The organism is Pseudomonas putida, assembly GCF_005080685.1.
Lineage (GTDB): Bacteria > Pseudomonadota > Gammaproteobacteria > Pseudomonadales > Pseudomonadaceae > Aquipseudomonas > Aquipseudomonas putida_V.
The window spans coordinates 3,322,796-3,346,199 of sequence record NZ_CP039371.1 but is presented as its reverse complement, the minus strand read 5'-3'; the positions used below and the strand labels follow the sequence as shown (position 1 = coordinate 3,346,199).

23 protein-coding genes are annotated in these 23,404 nt (G+C 64.3%); 16 read left to right on the top strand and 7 right to left on the bottom strand.

What is annotated here, in order from left to right; genetic code table 11:
• Nucleotide 1: 1 nt before the first annotated feature.
• The 10 genes from E6B08_RS15275 to E6B08_RS15230 are packed head-to-tail and all read left to right on the top strand — an operon-like array spanning nt 2 to nt 6,492.
• The gene (locus E6B08_RS15275) at nt 2–544 is read left to right on the top strand and encodes a PilN domain-containing protein (protein WP_136914804.1); all 543 of its coding nucleotides are present in this window, start codon (nt 2–4) and stop codon (nt 542–544) included.
• Nucleotides 531–1,094, top strand: coding sequence for a type 4a pilus biogenesis protein PilO (gene pilO / locus E6B08_RS15270; protein WP_136914803.1), 564 nt, complete (start codon nt 531–533; stop codon nt 1,092–1,094). The genes E6B08_RS15275 and pilO overlap by 14 nt, the downstream gene beginning before the upstream one ends.
• Complete coding sequence (locus E6B08_RS15265; RefSeq protein ID WP_136914802.1) at nt 1,094–1,594, top strand: hypothetical protein; 501 nt, start codon at nt 1,094–1,096, stop codon at nt 1,592–1,594. The genes pilO and E6B08_RS15265 overlap by 1 nt, the downstream gene beginning before the upstream one ends.
• Nucleotides 1,591–3,453, top strand: coding sequence for a secretin N-terminal domain-containing protein (locus E6B08_RS15260; RefSeq protein ID WP_136914801.1), 1,863 nt, complete (start codon nt 1,591–1,593; stop codon nt 3,451–3,453). Before E6B08_RS15265 ends, E6B08_RS15260 begins: the two co-directional genes overlap by 4 nt.
• Nucleotides 3,450–3,923 (top strand): type II secretion system protein, encoded by a 474-nt coding sequence (locus E6B08_RS15255; RefSeq protein ID WP_136914800.1) that lies wholly within the window; start codon nt 3,450–3,452, stop codon nt 3,921–3,923. Before E6B08_RS15260 ends, E6B08_RS15255 begins: the two co-directional genes overlap by 4 nt.
• A 5-nt stretch (nt 3,924–3,928) precedes the next feature.
• On the top strand, nt 3,929–4,303 hold the full coding sequence (locus tag E6B08_RS15250) for a type II secretion system protein (protein WP_136914799.1): 375 nt from the start codon (nt 3,929–3,931) through the stop codon (nt 4,301–4,303).
• Nucleotides 4,278–4,805 (top strand): type II secretion system protein, encoded by a 528-nt coding sequence (locus E6B08_RS15245; RefSeq protein ID WP_136914798.1) that lies wholly within the window; start codon nt 4,278–4,280, stop codon nt 4,803–4,805. Before E6B08_RS15250 ends, E6B08_RS15245 begins: the two co-directional genes overlap by 26 nt.
• Nucleotides 4,802–5,203: a curli production assembly/transport protein CsgE gene (gene csgE / locus E6B08_RS15240; RefSeq protein WP_136914797.1), complete on the top strand. Its 402-nt coding sequence runs from the start codon at nt 4,802–4,804 to the stop codon at nt 5,201–5,203. The genes E6B08_RS15245 and csgE overlap by 4 nt, the downstream gene beginning before the upstream one ends.
• The gene (locus tag E6B08_RS15235) at nt 5,200–5,613 is read left to right on the top strand and encodes a curli assembly protein CsgF (RefSeq protein WP_136914796.1); all 414 of its coding nucleotides are present in this window, start codon (nt 5,200–5,202) and stop codon (nt 5,611–5,613) included. Before csgE ends, E6B08_RS15235 begins: the two co-directional genes overlap by 4 nt.
• 36 nt (nt 5,614–5,649) lie before the next feature.
• Nucleotides 5,650–6,492: a CsgG/HfaB family protein gene (locus tag E6B08_RS15230; RefSeq protein ID WP_136914795.1), complete on the top strand. Its 843-nt coding sequence runs from the start codon at nt 5,650–5,652 to the stop codon at nt 6,490–6,492.
• Between the two features lie 52 nt (nt 6,493–6,544).
• On the opposite strand, the gene E6B08_RS15225 is transcribed toward E6B08_RS15230, so the two are convergent.
• Nucleotides 6,545–7,255 carry a T2 family ribonuclease gene (locus tag E6B08_RS15225; protein ID WP_136914794.1) on the bottom strand — a complete coding sequence of 237 codons (711 nt, stop codon included), beginning with the start codon at nt 7,253–7,255 and terminating at the stop codon, nt 6,545–6,547.
• A 527-nt stretch (nt 7,256–7,782) separates the two neighbouring features.
• Here E6B08_RS15225 and E6B08_RS15220 point away from each other — a divergent pair.
• A complete protein-coding gene (locus E6B08_RS15220) occupies nt 7,783–8,001 on the top strand; it encodes a hypothetical protein (RefSeq protein WP_136917411.1) in 219 nt (72 codons plus the stop codon).
• Between the two features lie 129 nt (nt 8,002–8,130).
• On the opposite strand, the gene alkB is transcribed toward E6B08_RS15220, so the two are convergent.
• The 5 genes from alkB to E6B08_RS15195 all read right to left on the bottom strand — a co-directional run bounded on the left by alkB (nt 8,131) and on the right by E6B08_RS15195 (nt 14,457).
• A complete protein-coding gene (gene alkB / locus E6B08_RS15215; protein ID WP_136914793.1) occupies nt 8,131–8,775 on the bottom strand; it encodes a DNA oxidative demethylase AlkB in 645 nt (214 codons plus the stop codon).
• A 135-nt stretch (nt 8,776–8,910) separates the two neighbouring features.
• Nucleotides 8,911–10,356: a curlin gene (locus tag E6B08_RS15210; RefSeq protein WP_136914792.1), complete on the bottom strand. Its 1,446-nt coding sequence runs from the start codon at nt 10,354–10,356 to the stop codon at nt 8,911–8,913.
• Nucleotides 10,357–10,372: 16 nt separating this feature from the next.
• Nucleotides 10,373–10,843 (bottom strand): curlin, encoded by a 471-nt coding sequence (locus tag E6B08_RS15205; protein WP_136914791.1) that lies wholly within the window; start codon nt 10,841–10,843, stop codon nt 10,373–10,375.
• Nucleotides 10,844–10,858: 15 nt separating this feature from the next.
• Nucleotides 10,859–13,096 (bottom strand): Ig-like domain-containing protein, encoded by a 2,238-nt coding sequence (locus E6B08_RS15200; RefSeq protein ID WP_136914790.1) that lies wholly within the window; start codon nt 13,094–13,096, stop codon nt 10,859–10,861.
• Between the two features lie 32 nt (nt 13,097–13,128).
• Nucleotides 13,129–14,457, bottom strand: a complete 1,329-nt coding sequence (locus E6B08_RS15195; protein ID WP_136914789.1) for a hypothetical protein — start codon at nt 14,455–14,457, stop codon at nt 13,129–13,131.
• A gap of 345 nt (nt 14,458–14,802) precedes the next feature.
• On the opposite strand from E6B08_RS15195, the gene E6B08_RS15190 reads away from it, so the two are divergent.
• The 5 genes from E6B08_RS15190 to E6B08_RS15170 all read left to right on the top strand — a co-directional run bounded on the left by E6B08_RS15190 (nt 14,803) and on the right by E6B08_RS15170 (nt 21,357).
• Nucleotides 14,803–16,713 carry a sigma-54-dependent Fis family transcriptional regulator gene (locus E6B08_RS15190; RefSeq protein WP_136914788.1) on the top strand — a complete coding sequence of 637 codons (1,911 nt, stop codon included), beginning with the start codon at nt 14,803–14,805 and terminating at the stop codon, nt 16,711–16,713.
• A gap of 1 nt (nt 16,714) precedes the next feature.
• Nucleotides 16,715–18,448 carry an ABC transporter ATP-binding protein gene (locus tag E6B08_RS15185; RefSeq protein ID WP_136914787.1) on the top strand — a complete coding sequence of 578 codons (1,734 nt, stop codon included), beginning with the start codon at nt 16,715–16,717 and terminating at the stop codon, nt 18,446–18,448.
• Entirely contained in the window at nt 18,438–19,115 is a 678-nt protein-coding gene (locus tag E6B08_RS15180; protein WP_136914786.1) for a peptidase S8 and S53 subtilisin kexin sedolisin, read from the top strand. Before E6B08_RS15185 ends, E6B08_RS15180 begins: the two co-directional genes overlap by 11 nt.
• Entirely contained in the window at nt 19,108–20,400 is a 1,293-nt protein-coding gene (locus tag E6B08_RS15175; protein ID WP_136914785.1) for an NAD(P)/FAD-dependent oxidoreductase, read from the top strand. Before E6B08_RS15180 ends, E6B08_RS15175 begins: the two co-directional genes overlap by 8 nt.
• 228 nt (nt 20,401–20,628) lie before the next feature.
• Entirely contained in the window at nt 20,629–21,357 is a 729-nt protein-coding gene (locus E6B08_RS15170) for an RHS repeat-associated core domain-containing protein (RefSeq protein ID WP_136914784.1), read from the top strand.
• A gap of 135 nt (nt 21,358–21,492) precedes the next feature.
• Here the strand turns inward: E6B08_RS15170 and E6B08_RS15165 are convergent, their stop codons facing one another.
• Entirely contained in the window at nt 21,493–22,986 is a 1,494-nt protein-coding gene (locus E6B08_RS15165; protein ID WP_136914783.1) for an aldehyde dehydrogenase family protein, read from the bottom strand.
• Nucleotides 22,987–23,404 lie beyond the last annotated feature (418 nt).

Genomic DNA, 23,404 nt, shown 5'->3' with positions numbered 1-23,404 from the left:
CATGCGCCGCCTCGACCTGGAATTCCAGCCCCGCCGTAGCGGCCCTCTGGCCTGGTCGCTGCTGGCCTTGGCCGGTGCGGCAATGGCCGCGCTGGTGCTGTTGCAGCAGCAACTGCAGGCCGAGCAGGTCGCCCTCGAAGACCGCGTGCACGGCCTCGAGTTGCAACTTGGCCGGCGCCCGGCCACCGCCGCGCCGCAAAGCACCGCCGCCAGCCGCGAGCAGGCCGAGCGCCTGGCGCAGATGCGCAGTGTCTCGCAGCAACTGCAACGGCCCTGGCAGCAACTGTTCGCCATGCTCGAAGCGCAACCCCAGGAAGACGTGGCGCTGCTCAGCCTCACCCCGGATGCGCGCAAGGGCCAGGTTCGTATCGCCGCCGAGGCGCGCAACCTGGAGGCCATGTTGGCCTACCACCAGCGCCTGGAGCAGAGCGCCGAGCTCAGCGATGTGTCGTTGCTCAACCACGAGGTGCTGGCCAGCCAGCCCGAGCATCCGGTGCGCTTCACCCTCACCGCCACCTGGGAGACCAGCCATGCGCGTCCCTGATTCGTTGAACAGCCTGGTGTTGCTCGAGCAATTGCGCCGGATCGGTCCGGTCGGCCTGGGCGCTGGCGCCGTAGCCGTCCTGGCGCTGGGCGTGGCGCTGGCCGGTGTGCTGCCGCAGTGGCAAGCGGTGCGCGAACTGCGGGCCACCGAAGCCGATGCCAGTGTCCAGGTCGAACGGGTCAAGCGCGGCGAGCTGAAGATCGCCGTCAAGCCCGAGCAACAGGCGCTCGACAGCCTGCGCCAGCAACTGCCTGGGCAGCCTGAGGCCAGCGAGTTGATCGAGCGTCTGTATCACCTGGCCGGCGCCGAGCACATCAGCCTGGCTCGCGGTGAATATGCCCTTGGCGTCGATCCCAAGACCCAGCTGGCACGCTACCAGATCGTCCTGCCGGTACGGGGTAGCTACCCGCAGATTCGCGCCTTCCTGCGCGGCCTCATCGGGCAACTGCCCACCCTGGTCCTGGAAGACCTCGAACTGCAACGCAAACGCATCGGCGACCGTGAACTCAACGGCCGCCTGCGCATGACCCTCTACTTGTCGAGGTCGTGATGAACACTCAACGAGCCCTGATGTGGGTTGGCTTCCTTGGCCTTAGCGCCGCGCTGGCGTGGGCGCCTGGGCATTGGTTCGGCAAGGGGGACGAGGCGGCCCTGTTCGCGGGTAAACCCGCTCCTACAGGTGCGGCGCCGTCTGTAGGAGCGGATTTACCCGCGAAAAGGCCGGAACAGGCCTCCCGCGACCTCTTTCCAGCCCAGCAATGGACCAAGCCCCAGGCCCTGGCCACGGTCACCGAACAACCGGTGGTCGTCGCGCCCGCCGTAGTGGCAGCGCCCACCGCCCCATTGCTGCCGTTCCAGTTCGTCGGCCGCATGGGCGATCGCGACGACCTGCAGATCTTCCTGCAGAGCGGCGAAAAGCTCTACGTCGTGCGCCAGGGCGATGTGATCGACGACACCTACCGCCTCGACAGAGTCTCGGCCAACGAGCTGGACCTGGTTTACCTGCCTTTGCATCAGTCACAGACCTTGTCTGTAGGGAGCGCACCATGAAGTCATCGAAGTCGTGCAGGACTGCTCCATTCATGCTCCTGGCGCTGTGCGCGGCGATTGCCGGCTGCGGCTCCAGTGCGGTACGCGAGGACAGTGCCGAGCTGATGAAGGAAGGCCAATACGAGGCCGGCATCGCGCGCCTCGAAGAGGCCCTGCGCGAAGACCCGCGCGACACCGAGCTCAACATCGCCCTGGCCCACGGCCGCCAGGCCGCTGTCGAGGCCCTGCTGACCCAGGCCGACAGCGACCGTATCCGCCACGACTTCGCAGGCTCGCGCATGGGCTATGGTCGGGTGCTGACCATCGAGCCCAACAACCGCCGCGCCCAGGAAGGCATCCGCCAGCTGGAGCTGATCCGCACCCTCGACGAACGCGTGGCCCTGGGCCAGGCGGCGCTGCGCCAGGGCGACCTGTTCGGTGCCGAGCGCTACATGCGCGAAGTGCTGCGCCTGGATCCGCAGAACCAGAAAGGCATGATGCTGCGCAGCGACATCGAGAATGTCCAGGCGCGCACCGCACAGCCATTCCCGCAACTGCGCAGCAAGCTCGAGCGGCCGGTGACCCTGGAGTTTCGCGATGCCGGCCTGAAAACCATCTTCGAAGTGCTGTCGCAGGTCGCCGGAATCAACTTCATCTTCGACAAGGACCTGCGCCCCGACATGAAGGCCACCATCTTCGTGCGCGATGTGCGCATCGAGGACGCCGTCAAGCTGCTGCTGGAGCAGAACCAGCTGCACCAGAAGATCGTCAACGACAACACCCTGCTGATCTATCCCGACTCGCCGCAGAAGACCAAGGACTACCAGGAACTGGTCATGCGCACCTTCTACCTCACCAGCATCGACGCCAACACCGCGCTGAACATGGTCAAGACCATGCTCAAGACCCGCGACGTGTTCGTCGACGAACGCCTCAACACCCTGACCATGCGCGACACCGCCGATGCCGTGCGCATGGCCGAGAAACTGCTGCAATCGCAAGACCAGTCCAACCCTGAGGTGGTACTGGAGGTCGAGGTGATGGAAGTCGCTACCCAGCGCATTCTCGACCTTGGGCTGCAATGGCCCAACACCTTTGGCGTGATCACCTCAGACGGCAAACCGGTCAGCGTGCTCGACCAACTGCGCGGCATCGACTCCAGCCGTATCAGTATCTCGCCGGCGCCGCAGGCCAAGATCAACGCCCAGGACAAGGACATCAACACCCTGGCCAGCCCGGTGATCCGCGTCAGCAACCGCGAGCAGGCGCGCATTCATATCGGCCAGCGCGTGCCGATCATCAGCGCCACCTCGGTGCCGTCGACCCAGGGCCCGGTGATCACCGAAAGCGTCACCTACCTGGACGTCGGTTTGAAGCTCGAAGTCCAGCCCACCGTGCACCTGAACAACGAAGTGGCGATCAAGGTGGCCTTGGAAGTCAGTAACGCAACGCCTCTGGAGGCTACCCGCCAGGGCACCATCCCGGTCCAGGTCGACACCCGCAACGCCCAGACCAGCCTGCGCCTGCACGATGGCGAGACCCAGGTGCTGGCCGGCCTGGTGCGTAACGACAACAACGCCAGCGGCAACAAGATCCCCGGCCTTGGCGATATTCCCGGCCTGGGCCGGCTGTTCGGCAGCAACCGCGACGACATGACCAAGTCCGAGCTGGTGCTGGCGATCACCCCGCGCATCGTGCGCAACCTGCCGTACCAAAGCCCGTCGGACATGGAGTTCGCCACCGGCACCGAGTCCAGCTTGCAGGTACGCCAGATAGCGCCGCTGCCGGTGCGCGACGTGCCTGGCGACGAGAGCGACAGTGCGCCAGTGGTCGACAGCCAGATGGCGGTGGCGCCAGCCCCCGTGAGCCCACGGCCATGAAACGCGCTCAGCGGGGCTTCAGCCTGATCGAGGTGGTGCTGACCCTGGCACTGCTCGGTCTGCTCGCCAGCATGGCCGCACCGCTGACCGAAACGGTGGTGCGCCGTGGCAAGGAGCAGCAGTTGCGCGAAGCGCTGTACCAGATCCGCGATGCCATCGATGCCTACAAACGTGCCTTCGATGCCGGCTTCATCGAAAAACGCCTGGACGCCAGTGGCTACCCACCGAGCCTGCAGGTACTGGTGGACGGCGTGCGCGATGTGCGCAGCGCCAAGGGCGCCAAGTTCTATTTCCTGCGGCGCATCCCGCACGACCCGTTCCTCGTCGGCAAGGACGAGGACCAGGGTGGCTGGGGCCTGCGCGCCTATGACAGCGAGCCGGACAGCCCACGCGAAGGTGAGGACGTGTTCGACGTCTATTCCAAGGCCCGCGGCAAAGGCCTCAACAACATCCCCTACGGGCAATGGTGACGGCCATGAAACGCAGCCGAGGCTTCACCCTGATCGAACTGCTGGTGGTGATGGCGATCATCGCTACCCTGATGACCATCGCCATGCCGCGCTACTTCAACAGCCTGGAGAGCTCCCGCGAGGCCACCCTGCGCCAGAGCCTGGCGGTGCTGCGCGAGGCGCTGGATCACTACTACGGCGACACCGGGCAATACCCCGAGTCGCTGGAGCAACTGGTGGAGCAACGCTACCTGCGCAATACCCCGGTCGATCCGATCACCGAGCGCAGCGACGCCTGGCAGTTGGTGCCCCCGCCCGAGGGCGTGGCCGGTGGCGTGGCCGATATCAAGAGCGGTGCAACGGGGAGGGCGCGTGATGGCAGCCTCTATGCAGAATGGTAAGGCCTGCGCCGGCTTCACCTACCTGGGCGTACTGTTGCTGATCGCCGTCAGCAGCGTGGCCCTGGCCGCCAGCGGCACCCTGTGGACCAGCGTCGCCCAGCGCGAGCACGAGCGCCAGTTGTTGTGGGTCGGCGGCCAGTACGCCCAGGCCCTGCGCAGCTACTATCGGGCCTCGCCCGGGCTGGCCCAGTACCCGCAGGATCTTGCCGACCTGCTGCAGGACAATCGCTTCCCCGAGGCCCGCCGGCACATTCGCAGGCTGTATCCGGACCCGATTACCGGCAGTGACGAGTGGGGCTTGGTACGTGCCATCGACGGGCGTATTACCGGGGTATACAGCCGCTCCGACGCAACCCCTTTCAAACGCAGTGGCTTCGACAGCAAATGGTCGGGCTTCGAGGGGCTGGAGCACTACAGCGACTGGCAGTTCGTCGCCGAGCAAGCGCTGTCCGAAAGCGCTGGCGACATCCGTACCCACAGCGGCTCGGGAGATGCGCCATGAACCGCCTGGCTATCGCCGCCCTGGCGCTGTCGCTGATGGCGCCGCTGCCTGGCTCGGCCGAGGAAAACGGCGAGAGCGAGATGATGGGCTTTATCGTCGATAACACCATCTCGCATATCGGCCACGACTTCTATTACTACTTCGCCGACCGCCTGCGCGCCACCAGCCGCCTGGATTTTAACCTGGTGGTGCGCGAACGCCCCGATGCGCGCTGGGGCAGCCTGGTGACCGTGGAATTCGACCGCGACGTGGTCTACCGCCGCTTCCTGCCCCCCAACACCACCGAACTCAAAGACGAGGCCACCGAGGCCGCCGACCTGGTCAAGCAACAGATCATCCAGCGCAAGCTGCAACGCCTGCTGCAAGACACCACCGATCTGGAGAGGGACGAGCTATGAACACCTGCATTTCCCGCTGCATCGCCGCCTGTTTGCTGGCCAGCGCGTGCGCCAGCCAGGCCACCGAGCTTGTGTACACCCCGGTCAACCCGGCCTTCGGTGGCAACCCGCTGAACGGCACCTGGCTGCTCAACAACGCCCAGGCGCAGAACGACTACGACGACCCCGACCTCAAGGACCGTACCTCGGCATTTGCCGGGACCACGGCCCTCGAGCGCTTCAGCAACCAGCTGGAGTCGCGGATGTTGTCGCAGCTGTTGGACAACATCAGCAATGGCAACACCGGAAGCATGGCCACCGATGCCTTCCTGATCGACGTGATCGACGATTCGGGCGCATTGAGCATCAAGGTCACCGACCGGGCAACCGGGGAAATCTCGGTCATCGAGGTCAGCGGCCTGAACCCCTGAGAGGGACTGGCCTGGTTTTTCTGGGGAGAGAACATCATGAAACGTCTGCTGAGCACCCTGCTGATCCTCGCCACCCTGCAAGGTTGCGGCCTGCGCGAGCCGATGCCGGCCGAACAGGACTCCGAGACCCCGACCCTGACGCCAAGGGCATCGACCTATTACGACCTGATCAACATGCCACGGCCCAAGGGCCGCTTGATGGCGGTGGTGTACGGCTTCCGCGACCAGACCGGGCAGTACAAGCCGACCCCGGCCAGCTCGTTCTCCACCAGCGTTACCCAGGGTGCGGCGAGCATGTTGATGGACGCCTTGAGTGCCAGCGGCTGGTTCGTGGTGCTGGAGCGCGAAGGGCTGCAGAACCTGCTGACCGAGCGCAAGATCATCCGCGCTTCGCAGAAGAAGCCCGACGTGCCGCAGAACATCATGGGCGAGCTGCCGCCGTTGCAGGCCGCGAACCTGATGCTCGAGGGCGGCATCATCGCCTACGACACCAACGTGCGCAGTGGCGGGGAAGGGGCTCGCTATCTGGGAATCGACATTTCCCGCGAATATCGGGTCGACCAGGTAACGGTCAACCTGCGCGCGGTGGATGTGCGCACCGGGCAAGTGCTGGCCAACGTGATGACCAGCAAGACCATTTACTCGGTGGGGCGTAGTGCTGGGGTGTTCAAGTTCATCGAGTTCAAGAAGCTGCTGGAAGCGGAGGTCGGCTACACCACCAACGAGCCGGCGCAACTGTGCGTGCTTTCGGCTATCGAGGCGGCAGTGGGGCACTTGCTGGCCCAGGGGATCGAACGGCGGTTGTGGCAGGTGGCGGGGGATAATGGGGATGGCAAGGCGACGGTCGATAAGTACCTGAGCCAGTATCAGCAGGAATAGGGGGTTGCTACGGTCTCGCCAGGGGGGAGACGGCGGGACCGTAGCAGTGTGTTCAGGCACCAGCCGGTATCAAGGTTTTCTGCTCCAGGCACTGGACGCCAATCTGTAGGTTCTGCTCTTTAAGGTAGGGCTGTCCTTGGCTGTCGATCAAGAAGAACGCCTCATGCAAGTACTGTTCGCCATCGCTGTTTCGATAGCATCGAAATGCCGTGTTGGCGGGGAAAGCCTTGCGAACTTCCGAGAACTCGGTGGCGTTGCCGATCATCCTGGCGAAGGCCGTTTGGTCGTATACCACGGCCTTGCGCAACCTGACGAAATCCTTGAAATAGTCACCCACGCTGCGGCCTGAGCAGGTGCCGTGTTTTTTCCATTCATGGGTGAACATGCGCTCGGGATTGAGGGTGACCAGGTCGCGCAGTTCTTTGTCGGCCAGTGCATCGCGCAACTCTCGACCGGTCATGGGGCACGCCTCGTTGGCGTTGCAAGCGGGCGAATCCGTGCAAAACTGCGGATGTCGATTGGTGCGGCTACCAACACTGTCGCTGTACGGCCAGATGCCGTGAGTCAGAAAACGCTGCGGGGGATAGTCGCACCCTGGCGTTTCTGGGCGCATCACGCAGAACGTGGGTTGCCAGGTAACCGAATACACCAGGAACTTGCTTGGGGGGAGGTTGGGCGCCGCCTCTTCGTTGTCATCCAGGGCGAGCGCCCAGCTTGCCCAGATGACCAGTAGCAGAAACATCATGGTTGCAAACACGCGCATGGGCTCGGTCCTCGATCCTTGGCATCGTGGTACTGCGTTGTCAGTTAGCCGGGGGCCTGCCCGCAGTGTCTACTGGCAAAAATGTCAGGCGGCCAGCTCGGCGCCCCAACATGACCGCGAAAGGGCCGGTACAGGCAACGGAAATGTCTCTATTCAACCTCTTGCCTTGAATCGCCTGTCCGACACCGGTAGTCTTTCCGGGCTGCTGCAAATTCAGCAGTCGGGTTTGGTAGCCCGCGATCAATCAAGGCGCATAAGCGCCCCCATTGCGATACAGTCGGCGCTTTTTTTGTGTCCGCTGGTTTCGTTTTATGGCGGCTGTGCGTAGGGCGCCTTCGTGCGCGCCGGTTTCCTTGATTCCCGGTCTACCAACCTGCGTACAGCCGTCACCCATTCGTTTGGTAGCGATCTGTGGCGGCTCCATTGAATCAAGGAGCGACACAATGACAAAAGGCTTACCGGACCCTCCGAGCCGCGCCACCACCGTTTCTTCCGATTTCGGCAACTGTGAATGCAGCCACCCACCGCTGTTCGCGGTGCGTTCGGGTGTGGACTTCGAGGATGCACTGGTGCATTTATCCACGCTGCTCAAAGGCGCATTCGCCACCAACTTGAAGGCGATGGAACTTGCGTCGGGTACCTGCCGTGACTTGTTGCTGGGGAATGATCACAGCCTGGATGCGGCGAAGGCGGTGGTCGAGGCGTTGCTAGATGGGGTTGAATTGAAGCAGGTGGGCAGCCGCTGATTTTGCTGTTGTCTGTACCGGCCTCTTCGCGGGCAAGCCCGCTCCCACAAGTTCACCGCACGGTTGAAAGGGGGCGTAGTACTTGTGGGAGCGGGCTTGCCCGCGAATGGGCCGATGCAACCAAAGCACTCACCCCGCCTTGCGCAGCGTCAGGTTGATCCGCCGCTCACCCATCCTCGGGTGCACACCGGGCTTGATCGGCAATACCCCATGAAACCGCAACCGATCCTCGCCGCCCCAGACCAGCACGTCGCCATGGCTCAGCGGGATGCGCTGGGTCCGGTCTGAGCGCTGCAACCCGCCGAACAGGAATACCGCCGGCAATCCCAGTGAAATCGACACGATGGGTTGGCCGAAATCACGCTCGTCCTGATCCTGATGCAGGCTCAGGCGAGTGCCGGGCAAATAGTGGTTGACCAGGCAGGCATCAGGCACGAAACCATCGAACCCGGCCGCCGCGCCAGCGCGCCCGGCGAGATCGAGCAGTATCTGGGGCAGGGCGGGCCAAGGCTTGCCGCTGGCCGGATCGGTGGGGCTATAGCGGTAGCCGCGTTCGTCACTGACCCAACCCAATTCACCGCAGTTGGTCAGTGCCACCGCCATGTGCAAGCCGCCGGGCGTGCGCATGTGCCGGAACGGCGCGGCGCGCAGCACCGGGCGCAGGGCATCGAGCAATGGCTCGATCTCGGCCAGGGCGAAGCCGGGCAGCAGCACGGTATGGCTGGCCAGACGTTGCGGCTGGCTGCCGAACAGGTCGAGATCGGACTGGATCATGGCAACAGTACAGTAGGGTGGGCGTCAGCCATTGTAAGGCCTGCCCCTGTCCTTGTGTGTGGACTGGGCGAAAGGAAAGAAAAAGGGACCGCGGCGCCAGGGAGAGAATGCGCCGCGATCCAAGGGGGGAGAGGTTTACTGCTGGGTCACAGTCGCCATGTTGCCGTTACCCTGTTGGGTAATGCTGGCGCTCTGGGCATAGCCGCTCTGATCGACGGTGGCCTGGTTGTAGTTGCCGCCCTGGGTCACGGTGGCGAGGTTGGTGCCATCGACCTGGGTGATGGTGGCCTCGTTACCGCTACCGTACAGCTGGTAGGTGTAGCTCTGGTTGGCGTAGCCGGACTGATCCAGGGTGACGACGTTGCCAGTGCCCTGGGAACTGCCATAGGCATACTGGTCGGTGCCACGCTGGTCGGCGATGAGGGTGTTGTCGCTCCCGTTCTGCTCGAAATACAGCTCGTTGTTGCTGTCGATTTGGTTGGTCTGGGTCGAGTTGTTGGTGCCGCTCTGCTTCAGTTGAGCCGTCTGGTAGGCGCCGTCCTGGGTCAGGTTGGCCTTGTTGCCATAACCGTTCTGGTTGATCGTCGCGGTCTGGCTTTCGCCAAACTGGCCACCCGGTTTGTCGCCCTTCCAGTTGCTGGCCATGACCTGGTTGCTGTTGCCTTGGCTGGTTACGCTCAGGGTGTGGTTGTCACCTTCCTGGTAGGTAAAGCTCAGGTTGTTGGTGCCGCCCTGGGAAATGGTGACGGTCGCGTTGCTGGTTTCGTACTGATCCGACCAGCTGGCGTTGGCATTGCCGTATTGGTACAGGCTGGCGGTGTTGTCCTGCCCGAAGCTCTGGTCGATGTAGCCTTCGTTGTTGTTGACGTTCTGGTCGACGCTGGCGGTGCTGCCGGTCTGGTTGTCCTGCCAGACTTCCACCGAGTTGCCGGTGCCGTACTGGTCGATGCCGATGGTGCCCCCCAGGCCGTCACGCTGGTCGCCATAGGCCCAGTTGCTCTGGCCCTCCTGGTAGATCTGCACGTTGCCGTCGGTGTAGCCCAGGTGCTCGGCGGCGGCGTAGTTGTCGGCGCCGCCCTGGGTCACGGTGCTCTGGTTGTTGGTGCCACCGAACTGCTGCTCGACGAAGGCTTCGTTGCCATCGCCATACTGGGTGGTGGTCGCCTGACTGCCCATCTCGCCGTCCTGCCAGATCGTCGAGGCGTTGCCGCTGCCTTGCTGGGTCTGGGTCGCCTGGTTCTCCACGCCGTACGACTGGCCAGTGAAGGCATCGTTGAACTCGCCACCGGCATGCTGGGTGACGGTGCTGCCGGTTTCCGACCATTGTTCGGCGTAACCTGCGTTGTACGAACCGGTGGCGCTTTGCTGGATGACGCTGCTGCTGTCGTTCTGCAGCGCCGCGTGGTTATGGTCGTGGCCGGTCTGGGTCTGGGTGGTCGACGCATAGGGCGACAGGGTTTGCTTGACCTCGGCAATGTTGTCGTTACCGGTCTGGGTTTGGGTCGAGGTGCTGTCGTCAGCCATGACCTGGCCGGCCAAGGCCAGGACGATAGCGGCACTGAGAGGGGCGAGCTTGAACATGGTGGTGCCTCCAGGTCTAGCGGTATTGGGTGATCTGAACGTGCTGGCCATTGCCGGCTTGGGTCACGGCGCTGGTGAGCCCCGTGCCGGCCTGCTCGATGCTGGCGCTGTTGTTGTTGCCGATCTGCTCGATCGAGGCGCTGTTGCCACTGCCGCTCTGACGGATCGACGCGCTGTTGCCATATCCCTGCTGGCTGATGCTGGCCATCAGGTCCGAACCTTCCTGCAGGATGAACGCCTCCTGCGCACCCCCGGCCTGAACGATGCGGCCCAGCAGGGCCTGACCGTTCTGGTCGAGGGCGGCGCGGTTGCCGTTGCCCTGTTGCTCGATCACCGCCAGTTGGCCAGAACCTGCAGGCAGCAGGCGGATGATCACCGGTTCGCCGAGGTCGCTGCCGGCCGCGAGGTCGGCGTTGTCCATCAGGTCGTCGGCCCAGCCCTGGCCGCAGGCGGCCAGGCAGAGCAACAGGGGGAACAGGCGTTTCATGGCGTTCTCCTGGCGTTACTGGACGACCACGGCGACGGTACGGCTGCTGCCCTGGCTACTGGTCACGGTGGCGGTCGGGCTGGCTGTCGGAATGATCGTGGTGCTGTTGCTGACTGCCAGGCGCCAACGACCGGTCACCGGCACCGTGGTGGTACCCAAGGTCACCAGCCCGCTGGGCGTGGTTACCTTCACGGTGATGGTGTTGCCGGTGGTCACCGACGAGGTGCCGCTGATGTCCCAGTTGTAACGGTTGTTGGAGCGCGCCGTGACCGTAGCTGCGGTAACCGCGAAGGTTTCCGCCGTTGCCGGCCGTGGCGAGACGTTGACGGTGACCGTACCCGGTGCCGACAGCGCGCCCAGCGAGTCACGCGCGACGTAGGTGAACGTCGTGGTGAAGGCCGTGGTGACGGTGGTCGGCGGGGTATAAGTGACCGTGGCGCCGTCGGTGCTGACCGTGCCGCGTCCGGCCGTTGGCGGCACCAGGTTGACGATGGTCAACGGTGTGTTGCCTTCAGGGTCGGTGTCGTTCTGCAGCACGTTGATGGTCAGCGGCACGCCCAGGGTCGCGACGGTTTCCGGGTTTGCCGTCGGTGCCTGGTTGGGCGCGACGTTGATGGTCACCGTGGCCGGCTCGGACTTCATGCCCTTGGCATCCATGGCGCGGTAGGTGAACGTGGCGACCACGGGTACCGTAGCGCCGGCCGGCGGGGTGTAGGTCACCTGGGTGGTGCCGTTGAGCACGACACCACCCAGGCCGGTACCGGGTTGGGTCAGGTCGGTGATGGTCAGCGGCACGTTGTTGTCCGGGTCGCTGTCGTTCTGCAGCAGGTTGAGGGTCAACGGGATGCCGACGCTGGTGGCACCACCGTCGTTCTGCGCCAGCGGCGCCTGGTTGGCAGCCTCGACCGGTGCGGTGCCGTTGACGATCACAGGTTCCACGTCGCTACCGCCGTGGCTCGACTTGACCGTCACGGTGGCAGGTGGCTGGGAAACGTCGTTGACGGTGAGGGTCTGCAGGGTGCCGGACTTGGACATGCGCCCGTAACCCTGGGCGACCATGTCGGGCACCACCACTTCATCGCTGGAGCGGGCCTCGATGATCAGGCGCTTGTTGTTCCAGTCGTAGCGCGCGGTGACTTTGACCACATCGGAGAGCTTGCCCGAAATGGCGGTCGGTTGGGTGTCTGGGTCACTGCTGCTGGCCGTTACCACGACCACCGATGGTGGCGCGGCCTGGCTCAGCTGCTGGGTGAAGAAGCGCCCGTTGTGGTCGGTGTCGAGGGTGTACTGGCAGGGCGATGGCGGCGTACCGACCAAGGCCAGTCCGTTGCGCATGCACACACTGGCGTCGCCTGGCGCCTTGGCGAATACCTCGATACGCGTGCCATTGCCGTTGCGCGAGTAGGTGGCGCGCTGCATGGAGGCCGCCAGTTGCGGTCGTTTGTCGAGAATCTTGCCGGACACGGTGAACTGGTCGGTGAAGATTTCCCCGGTCGGGCCCTGGATGCGGATGAAGTTGGTACCGAACGGGCTGCCGAGCACCTGCTCGGTACGGTTGGGGTCGCCGATGAAGGTGTCGGTAGCGAGCGTGTCCGGGTTGACTGCGGTGTAGGGGCCGCCCACGCCACGAAGGAAGGGTCCGAGCGCACCGTTGAGTGCGCCGGTGAACACCCCTGGCGCTCCGATACCAATGTCGCGGGTGATGTTGATCGCACGCCGGCCCGGCGTGGTGACTGTCACCTTCTCGACGCCGTAGGGGTGGGTGATGGTGTAGACGCCCGCAACCGGCACCGAGACGCGGATACGGATACGGGCAAAGCTTTGTTGATCGCCATCGACCGGGTTTTCTGCGGCAAATGCCGCCTCCAGGCCAGCCACATAGGCATCGAGCTCGAAGCCACTGTTGCCCACCGCCGGGATGGTCGCCTCTGCCAGGAACCAGAACATCTCAGGTGGCCAGTTGTCCGGGAACACCAAGGGCAATGTGTCGTCGTAGACGCCTGGCTCCGGCAACAGGGTGCACATGTAGGCAGGGGCGCCCGGAGCGCCAGCCACCAAGGTACTCACGGCGCGTGAGCGGCACAGTTCCAGCGACGTGCCATCGGTTTCCAGGTCCTGGTACCACAGTGGGTAACCGCCGGTGGCGAAGGTGTAAGGGCCTGGGTCGACATCGTACAGCGCAGCCCAGGCCGCACTGGTGAGGGAGAGGGAGAAACCGGCGGCGAACAGCGCACGGCGTGGCCAAGTGTTCATGCTGCCTCCTTGAAGGCTGAGCCTTTGTCTGTTCATGGCACCAGCACCACGTCTTCGATATCGCTACCACCATGGGCGCTGGTGACGTGCACCTTGGCTGGGGGGAGTGGGGTTATTGCGCGATCCAGGGTCTTGAGCGTGCCGTCGCCGATGAACTCGCCAATCGCCACACCGTCTTCGGAGACGGCGGTTAGCACCGGGGGATCGCTTTCATCGCTGCTGCTGGCCTCCACGCGCAAATTGGCGTTGGACAGGCTGTACTCGGCACGGGTGATGGTCACCAGGTCGGTCAGTGGCAGGCCGGCTTCGGTGGGCGTGCTGTTGGCAATCGCCGCGCTGTTGTCGGCAGTCAGCAACAGCGTGACGGGCAATGCCGGATTCAGCGGAGATTGTGCGTACCAGGTGCCGGTGCCATTGGCCTCGGTCAGGGCCAGGGTTGGATTCGGGCCGGTCAGGGTCACGGTGGCTGGTGGCGGCGGGGCGAGGACGAACACGTCCTGCTGGGCTCGCAGTTCGCCGTTGTCGTTGCGCCGCGAGTAGGTGCTGCGCAGCGGAATCAGCGGAGTGGGGCGGACCACGTCGGACAGCTTGCCGGAAATGGCGAACAGGTCGGTGCGCAGGTCCAGGCCGTTGGGGCCTTCGATGCGTACGAAGTTGGTGTTGAACGGGCTGCCGGTGACTTGCTCGTTCAGATTCGGGTCGCCGATAAAGCGCTGGCCGGCTTCGATGTAGGGGCCGTTGACGCTGCGCAGGAACGGGCCGACGTCGCCTTTGAGCGCCCCGGTGAAGTCCCCAGGGCCACCGATACCGATGTCGCGGGTCATGTTGATGGCACGCCGGCCAGCCGCTGGCACATCAAAGACTTCGACGCCGTAGGGGTGGGTGACGATGTAGGTGCCCGCAGCCGGTACATCGACGCGGATTCGGACCCGGGCGAAGCTCACCTGGTCGCCATCGATGGGTTCCTCGGCGGAAAATGCCGCTTCGATGGCCGTGCCGTAGCTCAGGTTGACCCCCCGAGCGGCATCGGTGATGGCCGCGTCGGCGGTGAACCAGAACGCTTCGTCAGGGAAATTGGTGGGGAATGCGATGTCCTGGGTGTCGTCGAACACACCGGGGGTCGGTAGCAGTGTGCACATGTACGACGGCGCGCCTGGTGCGCCGGCAACCCGGGAACTCACGGCCTTGCTCAGGCACAGGTCGAGGGTACGGCCGTGACTGTCTTGGTACCAGGCTGGGAAGTTGCCATTGGCGAGGTTGTAGTCACCCGGTTCGACTGCATAGAGCGCAGCGTGTGCCGGAACCTGGAGCAGGCCGGCGAAGATCGCCAGAGCCAGCGGGTGGAGTTTCGGTCGGTGCATGAGTCTATTCCTCCTGCAAACGGGCCCATGGACTTGGGGCGTCTGGCAGGAGATCGGCAACAGCCGTGCCAAGTTTGTGAAAAATGTCTGCAGGCCTTGTGGCACGGTGCTTTCAGGATAAAGGACGGTGGCTTGGGGACGATTTCGCGGTGGGCGGTGTTCCCCAGGTTTGGGTGGGTGATGGGGCTGGGAAGTGCTCGGCTTGGGGGTTGCGATGGGGCATGAAGTGAGGGGCCTTGAACCCTTTGGATGAACACCTCGACGCTAAGAACTTTCTCCCGCAAACTGCAGAAAAAATACCAAGCACGTAGACCCCACCCTGAAGGGTCACAGCTGGAGCGATAGATGGCGCGACAACTTCCCACAACAAACGCCCAAGATCCCCTACACCAATCCCGCCAAGCGCGCTTGCGCCTGGCCAGTGAAGGCGAGCTACCGCTGGGTGTGCTGCGCGATGAAATCGACGCTTCCTGGCGCCGCAGCCTCGGCCATGGCCTCGATTGCCTGCAGGGTGAGCAACCCGGTACGGTCCTGGCCCAGCGCCATGACCTGCGCCAGCTCCTCGAGCAGAACCGACTGCTGGTCGATGCGGTTACCCCCGAACTCGATTACCTGGTGGCACGCCAAGGCAAGGCCGGCATCGTCATCCTCGGTGATGCCGATGCCAACCTGCTGGCCATCGAAGGGCAGACCCATGTCCTCGAACGCGAAGGCCTGCGCGACCTGCACCCGGGCAGTTGCTGGAGCGAGTCGTTGCGTGGCACCAATGCCATCGGCACTGCCGTGGTCGAAGGCCGGCCCACGCTGATCGATTGCGGCGAACACTACCTTGACCGGCTCAGCCCGTTCTCCTGCACCTCGGTGCCCCTGCGTGACCCCAACGGCCAGGTGATCGGCGTGCTCGACATCACCCGCGAAGGGGCCTTGGCCCAGCCCCAGGACAGCTTGTCGATGCTGATGCTGGCGGCAGGCAACATCGAAAGCCGGATGTTCGGCCTGCGCTACCCCGAACACCTGGTGCTGGCCTTCCACAGCCGTCCGCAATACCTCAACAGTGCCTGGCACGGGCTGCTGGCGCTGAGCCTGGATGGCGAGGTGCTGGCAGCCAACGACAACGCCTGCCAGTTACTGCAGATCGCCCGCCAGGACCTGCTGGGGCGGCGCAGCAGCGACCTGCTCGGTGAGCGCTCCCCGGCCTTCATTGCCCGCCTGTGGCAGGGTGGCGTGAGTAGCGTGCACACGGCCAAGGGCGAGTTCTTTTTCCGCGCCTTGCAGTTGCCCCGCCATAGCCAGCTTCCCAGTGTGGCGGTCGTCAAGCCAACGCAACCCGCCAAGTCGCCAGCGCTCGACGCACTCGCCGGCGGCGATGCCCGCCTGGCGCGCAACCTGCGCATGGCTCGCCAGGGGCTGGGCAACGGCTTGCCGGTGCTGCTGCTGGGCGAAACCGGGACCGGCAAGGAAGTGGTCGCCCGCGCCCTGCACCAGGCCAGCCCGCGTGCCGACAAGGCATTCGTCGCGGTCAACTGCGCGGCCATTCCCGAAGGGCTGATCGAATCCGAACTGTTCGGCTATCGCGACGGCGCGTTCACCGGTTCCCGACGCGGGGGTATGGTCGGGCGGCTGATGCAGGCCCACGGCGGCACGCTTTTCCTCGACGAGATCGGCGACATGCCGCTGGCACTGCAGGCGCGCCTGCTGCGTGTGCTGCAGGAGAGGCGGGTGGCGCCGTTGGGCGCTGGCGAGGAACAGGACATCGACGTCGCGCTGATCTGCGCTACTCACCGCGACCTCAAGCGCCTGGTCAGCGAAGAGCATTTTCGCGAGGATCTCTACTACCGCGTCAATGGGGTTTCGCTGCGCCTGCCCGCGCTGCGCGAGCGTGAGGACCTGTCGGCCATCGTTCAGGGTGTGCTGGACCGCTTCGGGGCACGAGGCGTGACGCTCGACCCGGCCCTGGAGGTGTTGCTCGAAGGCTTCGACTGGCCCGGCAACATCCGCCAGCTGGAAATGGTCGTGCGCACCGCGCTGGCGATGCGCGAGGAAGACGAACAGGTATTGACCGTCGATCACCTTACCGACTGCCTGCTCGACGAGCTGGCCAGTGGCGGCGCGCCGTCGGGTAGCCTCAAGGACAACGAGCTGGAAATGATCCGTGGCGCATTGGCGCGCCATCAGGGCAACGTTTCGGCCGCAGCCGAAGCGCTTGGTATCAGCCGGGCGACCCTGTACCGCAAGCTCAAGCAGTTGCGCGGTTGACATGGGCGGACTGTTCGCAAGGCTGGTGGACTCCAGCGACCCGCTGCTGATGCGCCAGGCCCTGGCCTGGCTCTATGGCTTCGTACGTCCGCAACGCAGCGCCATCGCGGTGCTGCTGGTGCTGTCACTGGGCGCCTCGATGCTGGCACTGGTGCAGCCGTGGTTGGTCAAGACATTGATCGATGAGGGCCTGCTGGCCAAGGATTACCAGACCCTCTGGCACATGGCCGTGGTGATGATCGTCGCCGGCGTGCTCGGTACTGTGCTGGCCGGCGTCAATCGCTACCTGCACACGCGCTTGTCCGGGCGCATCCTGTTCGCTCTGCGCGACGACCTGTACCGGCATTTGCAGCAACTGTCGCCGACCTTCTATGGGCGGCGGCGCATGGGTGACATCCTCTCGCGGCTGGACGGCGACGTCGCCGAGATCCAGCGCTTCGCCGTCGACTCCTTGTTTTCGGCGGTGTCGGCAATCATCGGCCTGGTGGGCTCGGTGGTGCTGATGCTGATGCTGTCGTGGCAGCTGTCGCTGCTGCTGGCGCTGCTGGTACCGCTGGAGGTGATCTGGCTGCGCTGGATGCGGCGCAAGGTCGAGCGTGAGGTGCGCAGCCTGCGCGAGCGCTCCGCGGATGTGTCGTCGTTCCTGGTCGAGACGTTGCCGGCGATGAAATTCATCCAGGCCGCGGGCCGGCAGGCCCATGAAGCCGGACGGCTGGACCAGCTCGGACAGGGCTACATGCGCCAGTTGCTGAAGGTCCAGGTCACCGAGTTCTTCACCCAGGCGGTGCCCGGCACCCTGACCTCCTGGTGCCGTGCCTGCGCGTTCCTGGTGGGCGGCTGGTGGGTGATTCAGGGGACCTGGCAGTTGGGTGCACTGATTGCGTTTTCCACCTACATGGGCATGGCCGTCGGACCGGTGCAGAGCCTGCTTGGCCTGTACGTGGCGGTACAACGCATGGCGGTGAGCCTGGGCCGGGTCATGGAACTCAAGCGTGAGGCCGTGGCCGTGCGGCAAGCCGAGACGCCTCGGCCAATGCCGGATGGGCCGGGCGAGTTGCGCCTCGAAGGCGTGCACTTCGCCCATGATGGCCGCGAGGGCGCGGTCTTGGCCGACGTCGATGCCTGCATGCCTGCCGGGCTCAAGGTGGCCATCAGCGGCGCCTCGGGGGTCGGCAAGTCGACCCTGATCGACCTCCTGCAACGTTTCTACGACCCGGATGCCGGGCGCATCCTGCTCGATGGCGCCGACCTGCGCGAGCTCGACCTGGCTGCCGTGCGCCAGCGCATCGCCGTGGTCAGCCAGGACATCGTGCTGTTTCGCGGCACCCTGGCGCAGAACCTTGCCTACGCTGCGCCACAGGCCAGCCGCGAGGCACTCGAACAGGTGGTACGCCTGGCGCACCTCGAAAGCCTGGTAGACAGCCTGCCGATGGGCCTCGATGGTCTGCTCGGCGAGCGTGGTCAGCAGCTTTCCGGTGGGCAGAAGCAGCGTATCGCCATTGCCCGCGCGGTACTCCAGGCGCCTTCGATCCTGGTGCTGGACGAAGCCACTTCGGCGGTCGACGAAGCCACCGAGCGCGAGGTGATCGCGGCCATCGATCAGTTGTTCGCCGGCCGCACGCGGATCCTCATCAGCCACAGGCCGTCGACCCTGGCCGATGCCGACCTGCACCTGCACCTACAGGGTGGCGCGCTGCGTGTGCTTGCCAAAGAGGTGGCCCGGCATGAGCCATGACCTGCGCATTGGCGTGATCGACAGCGGCTGCGCGGCTGCTCAGGCGCGCGAGGTGGTGGCGGCGCGGCGTTTCTGGCTGCAAGACGGAGTGCTGCACGACGGGCCGTTGCAAGCGGATCGGCTGGGCCACGGCAGCGCCGTGCTGGCCAGCCTGCAAGCCGAGGCTGATCAGGTGCCGCTGTTGCTGGCGCAGGTGTTCAATGAACAGGGCACCACCAGCGCCTTGCAAGTGGCTGCGGCGTTGCTGTGGTTGACCGAGCAGGGGGCGACCCTGGTCAACCTCAGTCTCGGGCTGCAGCAGGATCGCCCGGTATTGCGCCGGGCGTGTATTGAAGCGCAGGCAGCCGGTGTGCTGCTGTGCGCCTCGAGCCCCGCGCGTGGCGGTCCGGTGTATCCGGCGAGTTATCCGGAGGTCATCCGAGTCACCGGCGATGCGCGCTGCGCACCGGGGCAATGGTCATGGCTGGGTAGCGCCCAAGCCGACTTCGGCGGCTACGTGGGCGAGCGCGGCATGGCCGGCGCGAGTCTGGGTTGTGCGGCGTTGAGCGGGCGGATCGCCGCCCTGTTGCGCCAACAGCCGGGCCTGGACCGCTCGCAAGTAATGGCGTGGTTGCGTGCCAATGCCGCCTTCAGTGGCCCCGAACGGCGAGGTGCGGCGGATGCCTGAGCCGCATATTCTGATTCTGGGCGCCGGCCCTGCAGGGGCCGCCACCGCCATTGGCCTGAGGCGCCTGGGCTATCCGGTCACGGTGGTTTCCGACTGGCGCCGTTTCGCTGCCGTCGAAGGCGTATCGCTGCGTGTGCTGGAGGGCCTGCGTCATGCCGGGTTGGGCGAGGCGCTGGCGCAGGCGGCGGTGTCGGCTTCGCGCCAGGTGCGCTGGAACGGCCAGCATTCGCAGCTGAACCAGGAGTTCCTGCTGGACCGCCAGCGTTTCGACCGCGCCTTGCGCGATGACCTGGCGCGGGCGGGTGTAACGCTGGTACAAGGGCGGGTCCGCGAGGTATCGCACGTCGGCGGGCATGAAGTCCGCCTGGAGGACGGCCAAGTGCTGCGTGGGCGCTTCCTGGTCGAGGCGCGTGGCCGTCAGGCGCCGCTGGCGGCAGACCGATTGCGCGGGCCGGAAACGGTCAGCCTGCTCAACCTCTGGCAGGGCGAACCGGGCGACCCTGCTTCGGCAGTCGAGAGCCTGGATGACGGCTGGGCATGGATGGCCAGGCTGGCCGATGGCCGTTGCTACTGGCAAATGACCCTGGACGCCGAGCGGCTACCGGGCAAGGCCGCGCTGCCCGTTTACTGCGCCGAGCGCCGGCGTAGTTCGGCTTTGGTGGCGCAGCTGTTCGGCGAGCAGGCGTTGGCGCCTGCCCAGGTGCACGCGCGCAGCAGCACGGCGATCCTCGCTGGCGACTGCGTCGGGGATGACTGGCTGAGGGTTGGGGATGCCGCCATGGCGGTTGACCCACTGTCGGGGAATGGCATTTTCCAGTCGTTGTCTTCGGCATTGCAAGCACCAGTGGTGGTCAACACCTTGCTGCGCTGCCCGGAGCGAGCGGGCTTGGCCAAGCAGTTTCACCAGCGGCGGATCGAGCAGCTGTTCCTGCGCTTTGCGCGCATGGGGCGTGACTTCTATGCCCAAGAAGCCGCGCGGGCCGAGCTGCCGTTTTGGGCCCGTCGCCAGGGCTGGCCGGACGCCCAGCCGCTGCACCTGACGGCGGACTGGAAAGCGGTACAGCTGGCACGGCGGCCAGTGTTGCGCGATGGCCTGGTGGATGAGGCCGAGGTGGTGGTCACGGCGGATCAGCCGCTGGGGGTTTGGCATCTACAGGGGCTGGAGCTGGCGCCGATGGTGCGGGAAATACATAGCGGCCAAACTGTTGAGGCCGTGCTTTCTGGTTTGGCGGACGAGCAGCAGATGATGGTCCGCCGATGGCTGCGAGAGCAAGGTCTGGATTGAGATTGCTGTGGTCGCTACCCAAGGTCGCTCAGGGCCATGCAAGAATTGGAGTGGGTGCTGTACTTGGCTTGCCTTATATCGCGAGGCTGCAAAGCGACTCCAAAGAAGAGACGCTAATCAAAAGTACTCCCGAGAGCAGCGCCGGAAAACTATCTAAATTACCAGTTGTGGTCAGAGGTGGTTAATGCCTAGATTGTGGGTCTTATAAACGCTCCCGCTAGGTGTAAAATGACAAAGTTTTTCTCTGCAGTAAGCGAGACTGCCTATTCAACCTTTGGCTATTTTAATTCGGCTCGACAGCGTTCTCTCTTGGGTTTCAACGGCCAGGCACGTGATTCTGCGACAAATGCTGATCTATTAGGGAATGGGCGAAGAGCCTACAGTTCGGTGCTCATGCGCTTTATTTCGCCTGATGATCAAAGCCCATTCGGGCTCGGCGGAATCAATACCTATGCCTATTGTGGCGGTGATCCGATAAACCATACGGACCCGACAGGGCATGTCAAACACTGGATCGTGAGGGGGAGAATTCAACAATCAGAGAGGATTGCCAGTAACGACTTAATTGCCCGGCGCCGAGCAGCTTTATCGCTGCCAGCAGACTCCAGCCCAATTCAACCTTCCAATCGAGAGCCACAGTTGAATTTTGCTGAAACGAGGTACCAGAAAGAATTCTCAGATGCAGACAGGGTCTTTGCGCGCAAAATTCAGGCTTCCACCAGTGACGCTATTCCGCGAGGCAAAAGAATCGTTGAAGCCACGAGTCCGGATTTTGTTGAGGCGATCGCTTCCCGATGGCGGTTTCACCGTGATGGCAAGTCCCCCAAGTCGTTAAGACAAATAGCTGAAGCCAGTCCAAATCGGATGGGAGTTGATATAAAGAGCTATGCTGCTTCTCTTCGTAGTGGGGCTGATAGAATGATTGCACTCTACCAGGCGAAGCAAAATCAAAGCTAGCTATCCCAATGGCGCGCCATGCTGGGGTGATCCCCAAAGGGATTACCCCCAGTCGAGATTGGAACTGGCTTCGGCGATAGGGCTTTAAACCATCCTCTTTGCCGGTTACCGGCGAAGAGAATGGTTCAAAGAAAATCAGAGCCTGATCAACACCGACTTCAGCTCGGTGTAGTGTTCGATTGCAGCAGCGCCCATTTCGCGGCCAACCCCCGACATCTTGTAGCCGCCGAACGGCAGCGCCGGGTCCAGCGCACTATGGCAGTTGACCCACACCGAGCCCGACTTGATGCGCGGGATCATCCGGTGCACGGCGCCCAGGTCGTTGGACCAGATGCTGGCACACAGGCCATAGGGGTTGTCGTTGGCCATGGCGATCACTTCGTCGACATCGTCGAACGGCATGGCCACCAGCACCGGGCCGAAGATTTCCTCCTGCACCAGGCGATGACGCTGGTCGACATCGACGATCACGGTCGGCTTGACGAAATAGCCAGGCCCGAAGCCTTCACCACCACAGGCGATGGTCGCACCCAGCTCGCGGCCAAGCTCGATGTAGCCGGTGACCCGGTCCTGTTGCTTGGCCGAGATCAGCGGCCCCATCTGTACCGCAGGGTCCAGGCCGCTGCCCAGCTTCATGCCATTGGCGATGCCGGCGATGTCTGCGATGACGTTGTCGAACTGCTTGCGATGCACGTACAGCCGGGAGCCGGCGCAGCAGACCTGGCCCTGGTTGAAGAAGATCGCGGTGGCGGCACCTGCGGCAGCGTCCTGCAGGTTGGCGTCGGGCATGACGATGGTCGGCGACTTGCCACCCAGTTCGAGGGTCACGCGGGTCATGTTGTCCATGGCCGCCTTGCCGATCAACTTGCCCACTTCGGTCGAGCCGGTGAAGGTCAGTTTGTCGACACCGGGGTGGCGGCTGAGCGCGGCGCCAGCATTCAGCCCGGTGCCGGTGATGACGTTGAACACGCCAGCCGGGTAACCGGCTTCGTCCACCAGCTCGGCGAGTTTCAGCGCGGTCAGCGGGGTTTCGTCGGCGGGCTTGAGCACCACGGTGCAGCCGGAGGCCAGGGCCGGGCCGAGTTTCCAGCAAGCCAGCAGCAGCGGGAAGTTCCAGGCGACGATGGCGCCGACCACACCGATGGCCTCGCGACGGACGAAGCCGTGGAACTGGTCGTTGGGCATCAACGGCATGGACGCCTCGACGGTGCTACCCTCGATCTTGGTGGCCCAACCGGCCATGTAGCGCAGGAAGTCGATGGCCAGTTGCACGTCCATGACCTTGGCCACGGCGGCGCTCTTGCCGTTGTTCAGGCATTCCAGCTCGGCCAGTTGCTGCGCGTCGCGCTCCATCAGGTCAGCCAGGCGCCACAGCAGGTTCTGCCGCTCGCGCGGGCGCGTCCGGCTCCATGCCGAGTCGTCGAACGCCTGGCGGGCGGCGCGTACCGCGCGGTCGACGTCCTCCTGTTCGGCGGCTGGCACTTCGCCGAGCACGTCACCGGTCGCGGGGTTGCGAAACGCAAGAGTGCGGCCACTGGCGGCATCCTGCCAGTCGGCGCCGATGCGCATCTTCAGCTTGCGTTCGAGAAAGGCGCGGGTGGCGGGCAGGATGGGCAGGTCGGAAAGCATGGGGCTGTGCCTCTTGTCATTGGATGTGCCCTGGCATGGCGCAATGGCCGTGCCAAGCTTGGCCAATGCGCGCAAGGTATTGAGTTGGCTGGGTTTTGCCTGGATGCAAAGGGCAAGTTGCGCGGCTGCGCTGTTGCACATTGAGACGCTGTGAGACGGTGATGACACAGTATCCCTACCGCAGAGGTGGGCGTGTAGGAGCGGGTTTACCCGCGAACACGGGCGCAGCCCGTGCCATACACCGCGCCGTTCGGTTCGCGGGTAAACCCGCCCCTACAGGTACTGCGTCGGCCTCAAGCCTCTGTCTCAGGATGAAACACCTTGTCGCGAAATGGCACGCTCCCACTCATCCGGCAGCCGCTCGTGGGCCCCCTGAAAACCACCTAAAGGCCTGAAATAAACCACTTTTAATGCACCT

Coding starts and splice junctions, on each gene's coding strand:
- E6B08_RS15190 (WP_136914788.1), top strand. CDS start 14,803: ATGGCGCGACAACTTCCCACAACAAACGCCCAAGATCCCCTACACCAA.
- E6B08_RS15165 (WP_136914783.1), bottom strand. CDS start 22,986: ATGCTTTCCGACCTGCCCATCCTGCCCGCCACCCGCGCCTTTCTCGAA.
- E6B08_RS15230 (WP_136914795.1), top strand. CDS start 5,650: ATGAAACGTCTGCTGAGCACCCTGCTGATCCTCGCCACCCTGCAAGGT.
- E6B08_RS15185 (WP_136914787.1), top strand. CDS start 16,715: ATGGGCGGACTGTTCGCAAGGCTGGTGGACTCCAGCGACCCGCTGCTG.
- E6B08_RS15210 (WP_136914792.1), bottom strand. CDS start 10,356: ATGTTCAAGCTCGCCCCTCTCAGTGCCGCTATCGTCCTGGCCTTGGCC.
- E6B08_RS15245 (WP_136914798.1), top strand. CDS start 4,278: ATGGCAGCCTCTATGCAGAATGGTAAGGCCTGCGCCGGCTTCACCTAC.
- E6B08_RS15265 (WP_136914802.1), top strand. CDS start 1,094: ATGAACACTCAACGAGCCCTGATGTGGGTTGGCTTCCTTGGCCTTAGC.
- E6B08_RS15250 (WP_136914799.1), top strand. CDS start 3,929: ATGAAACGCAGCCGAGGCTTCACCCTGATCGAACTGCTGGTGGTGATG.
- E6B08_RS15225 (WP_136914794.1), bottom strand. CDS start 7,255: ATGCGCGTGTTTGCAACCATGATGTTTCTGCTACTGGTCATCTGGGCA.
- E6B08_RS15180 (WP_136914786.1), top strand. CDS start 18,438: ATGAGCCATGACCTGCGCATTGGCGTGATCGACAGCGGCTGCGCGGCT.
- E6B08_RS15195 (WP_136914789.1), bottom strand. CDS start 14,457: ATGCACCGACCGAAACTCCACCCGCTGGCTCTGGCGATCTTCGCCGGC.
- pilO (WP_136914803.1), top strand. CDS start 531: ATGCGCGTCCCTGATTCGTTGAACAGCCTGGTGTTGCTCGAGCAATTG.
- E6B08_RS15235 (WP_136914796.1), top strand. CDS start 5,200: ATGAACACCTGCATTTCCCGCTGCATCGCCGCCTGTTTGCTGGCCAGC.
- E6B08_RS15260 (WP_136914801.1), top strand. CDS start 1,591: ATGAAGTCATCGAAGTCGTGCAGGACTGCTCCATTCATGCTCCTGGCG.
- E6B08_RS15170 (WP_136914784.1), top strand. CDS start 20,629: ATGACAAAGTTTTTCTCTGCAGTAAGCGAGACTGCCTATTCAACCTTT.
- E6B08_RS15175 (WP_136914785.1), top strand. CDS start 19,108: ATGCCTGAGCCGCATATTCTGATTCTGGGCGCCGGCCCTGCAGGGGCC.
- alkB (WP_136914793.1), bottom strand. CDS start 8,775: ATGATCCAGTCCGATCTCGACCTGTTCGGCAGCCAGCCGCAACGTCTG.
- csgE (WP_136914797.1), top strand. CDS start 4,802: ATGAACCGCCTGGCTATCGCCGCCCTGGCGCTGTCGCTGATGGCGCCG.
- E6B08_RS15205 (WP_136914791.1), bottom strand. CDS start 10,843: ATGAAACGCCTGTTCCCCCTGTTGCTCTGCCTGGCCGCCTGCGGCCAG.
- E6B08_RS15200 (WP_136914790.1), bottom strand. CDS start 13,096: ATGAACACTTGGCCACGCCGTGCGCTGTTCGCCGCCGGTTTCTCCCTC.
- E6B08_RS15275 (WP_136914804.1), top strand. CDS start 2: ATGCGCCGCCTCGACCTGGAATTCCAGCCCCGCCGTAGCGGCCCTCTG.
- E6B08_RS15255 (WP_136914800.1), top strand. CDS start 3,450: ATGAAACGCGCTCAGCGGGGCTTCAGCCTGATCGAGGTGGTGCTGACC.